Below are 6,591 nucleotides of genomic sequence, written 5' to 3'. Positions count from 1 at the left end.
CCCGGCGCAGCGGGCGGGGGCGGGCCTGGCGCTCGGAGAACGTCAGGACGGTGGCGGTCGGGGCGGCCGTCGCGCTGGGGGTCGGGCTCGCCGCGATCGGCGACGGCTACGACTACGACGCGGTCTGCGCCGACACGACGACGCAGACGAGGGTCTCCGACGAGCGGTGCAGCACGGGCGGTGGTGCGCACGGCTGGTACTACGTGCAGGCGGGCAGCCGGGCCCCGGCCGTCGGCGGCCGGGTCGGCGGCGGCTCCTTCGCGGCGCCCGACGGCGGGTCGTACAGCGTGCACCGCGGCGGGGTCTCGGTGCAGGGCGGCACGGTGAGCCGCGGCGGTTTCGGCGGCCGGTTCGCGACGGTGGGCGGTTGACGTGCGCCGCGAGCGGCTCGACGCGAGGCCGGACTGGCTGGAGCGGGTCGAGGCCCAGGGGCTGACGTACGCGGTCGACCGGTCGGAGCAGGAGGGGCCGGCCGGGGCGGCCGGCGCCGCGCCCCGTGCCTACTGGCACGAGGAGCACGCGTACGTGCTCACCGAGGCGGAGGCCGAGCACCTCGAGGCGGTCACGGAGGAGCTCCACCGGATGAGCGTCGAGGCCGCGCGGCACCTGCTGCGCAGGCCGCGGCTGCTGGCGAGCCTCGGCCTGCCGGAGCCGCTGCTCGACGAGCTCGTGCCGCTGCTCGACGAATCCCTCGCCGGCGCGGCGACGTCACCCACGCTCTACGGCCGGTTCGACCTCGTCTGGGACGGCGAGGGGCCGGTGTCGATGCTCGAGTACAACGCCGACACCCCGGCCGGGCTCGTCGAGGCCGCGGTGTGCCAGTGGCACTGGCTCGAGGACGTCGCCCCGGACCGCGACCAGTGGAACCTCCTCCACGAGCGGCTCGTCCGCACGTGGCGCCGGATCGGTGCGGGCACCGGTGCCGGTGGCGTCCCGGGCGGGTTCGGTGCCGGTGTGCCCGACGGGAAGGTGCACCTCGCCGTCGGTCAGGAGGAGCCGACCGAGGACTGGGCGACCGTCGGGTACCTCGCCGAGACGGCCGCCGAGGCCGGGCTCGACCCCGTCGTCCTGACCATGGAGTCGGTCGGCTGGCACGCCGGGCGCGGCTGCTTCGTCGACGCGGACCTGGCCGAGATCAGCACCTGCTTCAAGATGTACCCCTGGGAGTGGCTCCTCACGGACCCGTTCGGCAGGCACGTCGTCGAGCGGCGTGCGACGACGACGTGGGTCGAGCCGCTGTGGAAGATGCTCCTGTCGTCCAAGACGATCCTCGTGGCGCTCTGGGAGACGTACCCGGGCCACGAGAACCTGCTGCGCGCCGAGGTCGACGGCCCGCACGGGATGCGGGAGTACGTCGCCAAGCCGGTCTTCGGCTGGGAGGGCGCGGGGATCGACGTCGTCGCGGACGACGTCGCGACCAGCCGGCCCGAGGGGCACACCGCGGGCCAGCCCCGGGTCTTCCAGGAGTACCTGCCGGCCCCGCGGTTCGGCGGGGCGGCGCCGGTGCTCGGCAGCTGGGTCGTCGGTGGGCGGGCCGCGGGCCTGGGCATCCGGGAGTCGGACGGGCCGGTGACCGACACCGGCGCCCGGTTCGTGCCGCACCTGCTCGACGTCCCGCGGTCGACCCCGGAGCAGGTGAGCGGCTGGCTCGACGAGTAGCGCGGCGGGCGGCCGGGCGGGACCGGCGTTGACTTTTCACCAGATGATGAATTCTAATTTCCTCACCTGGTGAAAACATGGAGGCAGACATGGTCCCGTCCACGGGGGCGCCGTCCCCGACCACGACCGCCGGTGCGTCGCCGTCCGCGGCCGCCGTGCTCCCGCCGCGCCGGCAGCGGCTCGTCCTGGCCGTCATGGGCGTCTCGCTCATGACCGTCGTCTCGGCCGTCAGCGGCCTCAACGTCGCGCTGCCGAGCCTCGCCCGCGACACCGGCGCGAGCCAGACCGAGCTGACCTGGATCGTCGACGCGTACACCGTCGTCTTCGCCGGGCTGCTCCTGTTCGCCGGTGCGCTCGGCGACCGCTACGGCCGCAAGGGGATCCTCGTCGCCGGGCTGCTCGTCTTCGGCGCGGCGGCGGGCGGGGCGACGCTGACGTCCGACCCGCAGGTGCTCGTCGCGCTGCGCGCCCTCATGGGCGTCGGGGCGGCGGCCATCATGCCGACGACGCTGTCGGTCATCACGACCTCGTTCCCCGAGTCGGAGCGGCCGCGCGCCGTCGGTGTCTGGGTCGGGATCGCCGGCGGCGGTGGCGTCCTCGGGCTCTTCGGTGCGGGTCTGCTCCTGGAGTGGTTCGGCTGGAACTCGTTCTTCGCGCTCAACGTCGCGCTCGCGACCCTCGGGCTCGTCGGTGCGCTCGCCGTCGTCCCCGCGTCCCGCGACCCGCACGCCCCGCCGCTCGACGTCGTCGGTGCGCTGCTGTCGCTCGTCGCCGTCGGCGGGGTCGTGTCCGGCGTCATCGAGGGGCCGTCGCGGGGCTGGTCGGACGGCGTGACGCTCGCCGCGCTCGCGGCCGGCCTCGTGGCCGGGGCAGCCTTCGTCGGCTGGGAGCTGCGCCGGCCCGCGCCGATGCTCGACCCGCGGCTGTTCCGGCTGCGGGGCTTCGGTTCCGGGGCGCTCTCGATCACCGCGCAGTTCTCCGCCGCGTTCGGCTTCTTCTTCGCCGTCCTGCAGTACCTGCAGTTCGTCGTCGGCCTCTCGCCCCTGCAGGCGGCGCTGCGCCTGCTCCCGCTGCCGTTCGTCCTCGTGCCGCTCGCCCGGACCGCGCCGTTGCTCGCGCGCCGGGTCGGGTTCCGTCGGGTCGGGCCGACCGGTCTGCTCCTCATGGCAGCCGGCTTCGTCGTCCTCAGCCGGCTCGACGTCGAGCTCTCCTACCCGGTGCTCCTCGGCGGCCTGGTGCTCTTCGGGGCCGGGATGGGGCTGGCCGGCACGCCCGCGACGACGGCGATCACCGAGTCGCTCCCGCCGGCCAAGCAGGGCGTCGCGTCCGCGGTCAACGACACCGCCCGTGAGCTCGGCAGCGCCCTCGGCATCGCGGTGCTCGGCAGCGTCATCAACCAGGCCTACCGGGACGGCGTCGCGGACGTCGCCTCCCGGCTGCCCGCCGAGGCCGCCGAGCACGTCCGGGAGTCCGTCGCGTTCACCCAGTCCCCGGCGGTCGCCCGGCTCGGGGACGCCGCGCGCCCGGTCGTCGACGCGGCCCGGGCCGCGTTCCTCGACGGGGTGAGCACGGCGATGCTCGCCGCGGCGGTCTTCCTCGTCGTCGCGGCCGTCGTCGTCTTCGTGCGGTCGCCACGGGTGCCGTAGGGGCTGACGTCGCGGCCGTGCCCGCGGGTCGTCCGGTTACGGTGACTGCCATGACCGACACGACCCGCCGGCGCGGGCGCCGCCCGGCGGGGGAGGACGCCCGGGCCGAGATCGTCGCCGCGGCCCGCGCCGAGTTCGCGGCCCGCGGTTTCGACGGCGCGACGCTGCGCGGCATCGCCCGCGCGGCCGGGGTCGACCCGCGGCTCGTGCACCACTACTTCGAGAACGGCAAGGAAGACCTCTTCATCGCGGCGTTCCAGTTCCCCGCGCGGCCCGCGGACGTCATCCCGGTGGTCTTCGGGCCGGGCATCGACGGTGTCGGGGAGCGGCTCGTCCGGTTCTTCTTCGGCGTCTGGGACACCCCGCCGGGCCGCGAGATGATGCTCGGGCTCGTCCGCTCGGCGGCGACGAGCGAGCAGGCCGCGGCGATGATCCGGCAGTTCGTCACCCGGACGATCCTGGCCCGCGCCGCCGACGTGCTGCCCGGGGGCGACGCCGAGCTGCGCGTCGAGCTCGCCGTCGCGCAGATGGTCGGCGTCGCGTTCCTGCGCTACGTCATCCGGGTCGAGCCGCTCGCGTCGGCCGACCTCGAGGACCTCGTGCCGCTGCTGGCGCCGACGGTCCAGCGGTACCTCGCGGGGGAGTGAGGCGCGCGGCCTGCGGGACGCCGTCCGTCCCTTGTGCTCCGTGCCCGCCGGGTCTATTTTCATCACATGCTGAAAAACCCGCCGGTGGGACAGCCGGCGATCCGCGTCGAAGGGCTGCGCGTCGTCCGCGGCGGCCGCACGGTGATCCCGGGGCTGTCGCTGGAGGTGCCGCACGGCCAGGTCGTCGGGCTGCTCGGCCCGAGCGGCTGCGGCAAGTCGACGCTCATGCGGAGCATCGTCGGCGTCCAGAAGGTCGCGGGCGGCGTCGTCGAGGTGCTCGGGCTGCCGGCCGGGACCGAGCCGCTGCGGCACCGGATCGGCTACCTGACCCAGGCGCCGAGCGTCTACACCGATCTCACGGTGCGGGAGAACCTCGCGTACTTCGCGGCCGTCGTCGGGACGCCGCGCAGCGGGATCGCCCACGAGGTCACCTGGGTCGTCGACATGGTCGACCTCGGCTCGCACGTCGATGCGAGCGTCGGGGCGCTCTCGGGCGGCCAGCTCTCCCGGGTGTCGCTGGCGGCGGCCCTCGTCGGGGCCCCGGACGTGCTCGTCCTCGACGAGCCGACGGTCGGGCTGGACCCGGTGCTGCGCCGAGACCTGTGGGCCATCTTCCGCCGGCTCGCCGCGGACGGCGCGACGCTGCTCGTGTCGAGCCACGTCATGGACGAGGCGGTCCGCTGCGACCGGCTGCTGCTCATGCGCGAGGGCGAGTTCCTCGCCGACGACACCCTGGCCGGCGTCCTCGCCTCGACCGGTGCGGCGGACGCCGAGCAGGCCTTCCTCGCGCTCGTCGACCAGGCCCGGGACCGGGCCGCGGCCGGCGGCACCACGACCTCGGAGGTGTCCTCGTGAGCCCGCGCCTGATGCTCGTCACGGCGGGCCGGGTGCTGCGCCAGGTGCGGCACGACCGCCGCACGCTCGCCCTGCTCATCGTCGTCCCGTGCGTCCTCATGGGCCTGCTCGCGTGGATCTACGCGGACACCCCGGTCTTCGACTCGATCGGTGCCCCGCTGCTCGGGATGTTCCCGTTCCTCGTGATGTTCCTCGTGACGAGCATCGCGACCCTGCGCGAGCGGCAGTCCGGCACGCTCGAGCGGCTGCTCACCCTGCCGCTGGCCAAGGCCGACCTCGTCGGCGGGTACGCGATCGCGTTCGGCGCGCTCGCGACGGTGCAGGCGCTCGTCGCCGGGACCTTCGCGGTGTACGCGCTCGGGCTCGACGTCGCCGGCCAGGACTGGCTGCTCATCGTCGTCGCCGTCGTCGACGCGCTGCTCGGGACGGCGCTCGGGCTGTTCCTCTCGGCGTTCGCGGCGACCGAGTTCCAGGCCGTGCAGTTCCTCCCGGCGTTCGTGCTGCCGCAGTTCCTGCTGTGCGGCCTGCTCGTGCCGCGGGACCGGCTGCCCGACGTCCTGCACTGGGCGTCCGACGTCCTGCCGCTGTCCTACGCGGTCGACGCGATGCGGACGATCACGGTCGACGCGAGTGCCGGGGCGGACGTCGCGAAGGACGTCGCGGTCATCCTCGGCTTCGTGCTCGTGCTCGTCGGGCTCGGTGCGGCGACGCTGCGGCGGCGGACGGACTGACCCGGCCGGAGCCGGGCCGGGCTCAGCGCCGGACGAAGCTCAGCCGGACGAACGTGTAGTCGAGCCCGGTGCGCGCCCAGTGCACGGGCCGCTCGGTGTGCTCGAGCGCGAGGTCGCCGAGCAGCTCGAGGCCGTGCTTGTCGGCCAGCGCCACGAGGTCGCGCAGGTCGTCCGGCGAGAAGATGTGCACCGGCTGGCCGTACATGACGACGCCGCTGGTGTCCGGCGGGTCCTGGTCGTAGTCGGTCGAGACGACGAGCACGCCGCCGGGCCGCAGGATCCGGGCGCTCTCGGCGAGGAACGGCTCGAGCGGGACCCCGTGCTCGACGACGCTCATGCACGTGACGGCGTCGAACCGGCCGTCGGGGAAGTCGGTGGCGGTGATGTCCCCGTACCGGAAGACGACGCCGTCGCGCCGGACGTCGTCCCCGAACTCGAGGTTGTTGCCGACGAGGTCGGTGAGGCCGTAGAGCCGCAGCCACGGCAGCACCGAGGAGTAGCGCGCGCTCCCGGCGTCGAGGACGCGGGCGTCGGTGCCGACCCGGTCGAGCACGGTGGCGACGGCGCCGAGGGCGTCCCAGTTCTTCGGCTTGTCGTGGTGCAGGGGCAGCCGCAGCCGCTTGCACTCGGCGACGGACGCCTGCCACTCGGCGTTGCTCCGCAGGACGTCGGTCGGCGGCATCGGGGCCGGCCGCCGCCGTCCCGCCGGGAACCGTCGCGCCTCGACCCGTCGCTGGACGGCGACCCGCCCCCACAGCGCGTACTCCGCGGCCCGCTTGGCGACCGCGAGCGCGATCCCGCCCGGAGGCGCGGCCGTCACCCGGCCCGGGGTGGTTCCGTCGTCCGTCACGGGTGTCGACCCTACCGGGGTGCGGCCGCGCGCCCGGGTGACGTCCGGCGTCCGGACCCGGACCGCGGCCGGCGTCCACCAGCTGAGACCGCCGTACCGCCGGACGTCACAAGAGCGCTCCAACGGCCGACACGCCGCGTTCGCGGCCCGTTGGTGCGTTCTGCGGTACGCCCGAGCGGGCGGGACCCGGGTGACCGGCTCGC

7 protein-coding genes are annotated in these 6,591 nt (G+C 74.8%); 6 read left to right on the top strand and 1 reads right to left on the bottom strand.

The features are described from left to right. From EDJALFJO_RS30770 to EDJALFJO_RS30745, 6 genes are all read left to right on the top strand, one after another. Window positions 1–371 (top strand): hypothetical protein (locus EDJALFJO_RS30770; protein ID WP_233150134.1); only part of this gene is annotated, 371 nt, incomplete at its 5' end. Window position 372: 1 nt separating this feature from the next. Next, a complete protein-coding gene (locus EDJALFJO_RS30765) occupies window positions 373–1,659 on the top strand; it encodes a glutathionylspermidine synthase family protein (RefSeq protein ID WP_088290321.1) in 1,287 nt (428 codons plus the stop codon). Between the two features lie 89 nt (window positions 1,660–1,748). Further along, entirely contained in the window at window positions 1,749–3,305 is a 1,557-nt protein-coding gene (locus tag EDJALFJO_RS30760; RefSeq protein WP_088290319.1) for an MFS transporter, read from the top strand. Between the two features lie 50 nt (window positions 3,306–3,355). Next, on the top strand, window positions 3,356–3,952 hold the full coding sequence (locus EDJALFJO_RS30755) for a TetR/AcrR family transcriptional regulator (protein ID WP_088290317.1): 597 nt from the start codon (window positions 3,356–3,358) through the stop codon (window positions 3,950–3,952). A 66-nt stretch (window positions 3,953–4,018) separates the two neighbouring features. Next, entirely contained in the window at window positions 4,019–4,807 is a 789-nt protein-coding gene (locus tag EDJALFJO_RS30750) for an ABC transporter ATP-binding protein (protein WP_088290315.1), read from the top strand. Continuing rightward, a complete protein-coding gene (locus tag EDJALFJO_RS30745; RefSeq protein ID WP_233150133.1) occupies window positions 4,804–5,538 on the top strand; it encodes an ABC transporter permease in 735 nt (244 codons plus the stop codon). The genes EDJALFJO_RS30750 and EDJALFJO_RS30745 overlap by 4 nt, the downstream gene beginning before the upstream one ends. A 22-nt stretch (window positions 5,539–5,560) precedes the next feature. On the opposite strand, the gene EDJALFJO_RS30740 is transcribed toward EDJALFJO_RS30745, so the two are convergent. Next, entirely contained in the window at window positions 5,561–6,388 is an 828-nt protein-coding gene (locus EDJALFJO_RS30740) for a bifunctional 2-polyprenyl-6-hydroxyphenol methylase/3-demethylubiquinol 3-O-methyltransferase UbiG (protein ID WP_198950797.1), read from the bottom strand. Between the last annotated feature and the right edge of the window lie 203 nt (window positions 6,389–6,591).

It is taken from the genome of Kineosporia sp. A_224, from assembly GCF_002198655.1.
In the GTDB taxonomy this organism is placed as follows: Bacteria; Actinomycetota; Actinomycetes; order Actinomycetales; family Kineosporiaceae; genus R-H-3.
This window is presented reverse-complemented; position numbering and strand designations above follow the sequence as displayed.

Coding starts and splice junctions, on each gene's coding strand:
- EDJALFJO_RS30755 (WP_088290317.1), top strand. CDS start 3,356: ATGACCGACACGACCCGCCGGCGCGGGCGCCGCCCGGCGGGGGAGGAC.
- EDJALFJO_RS30760 (WP_088290319.1), top strand. CDS start 1,749: ATGGTCCCGTCCACGGGGGCGCCGTCCCCGACCACGACCGCCGGTGCG.
- EDJALFJO_RS30750 (WP_088290315.1), top strand. CDS start 4,019: ATGCTGAAAAACCCGCCGGTGGGACAGCCGGCGATCCGCGTCGAAGGG.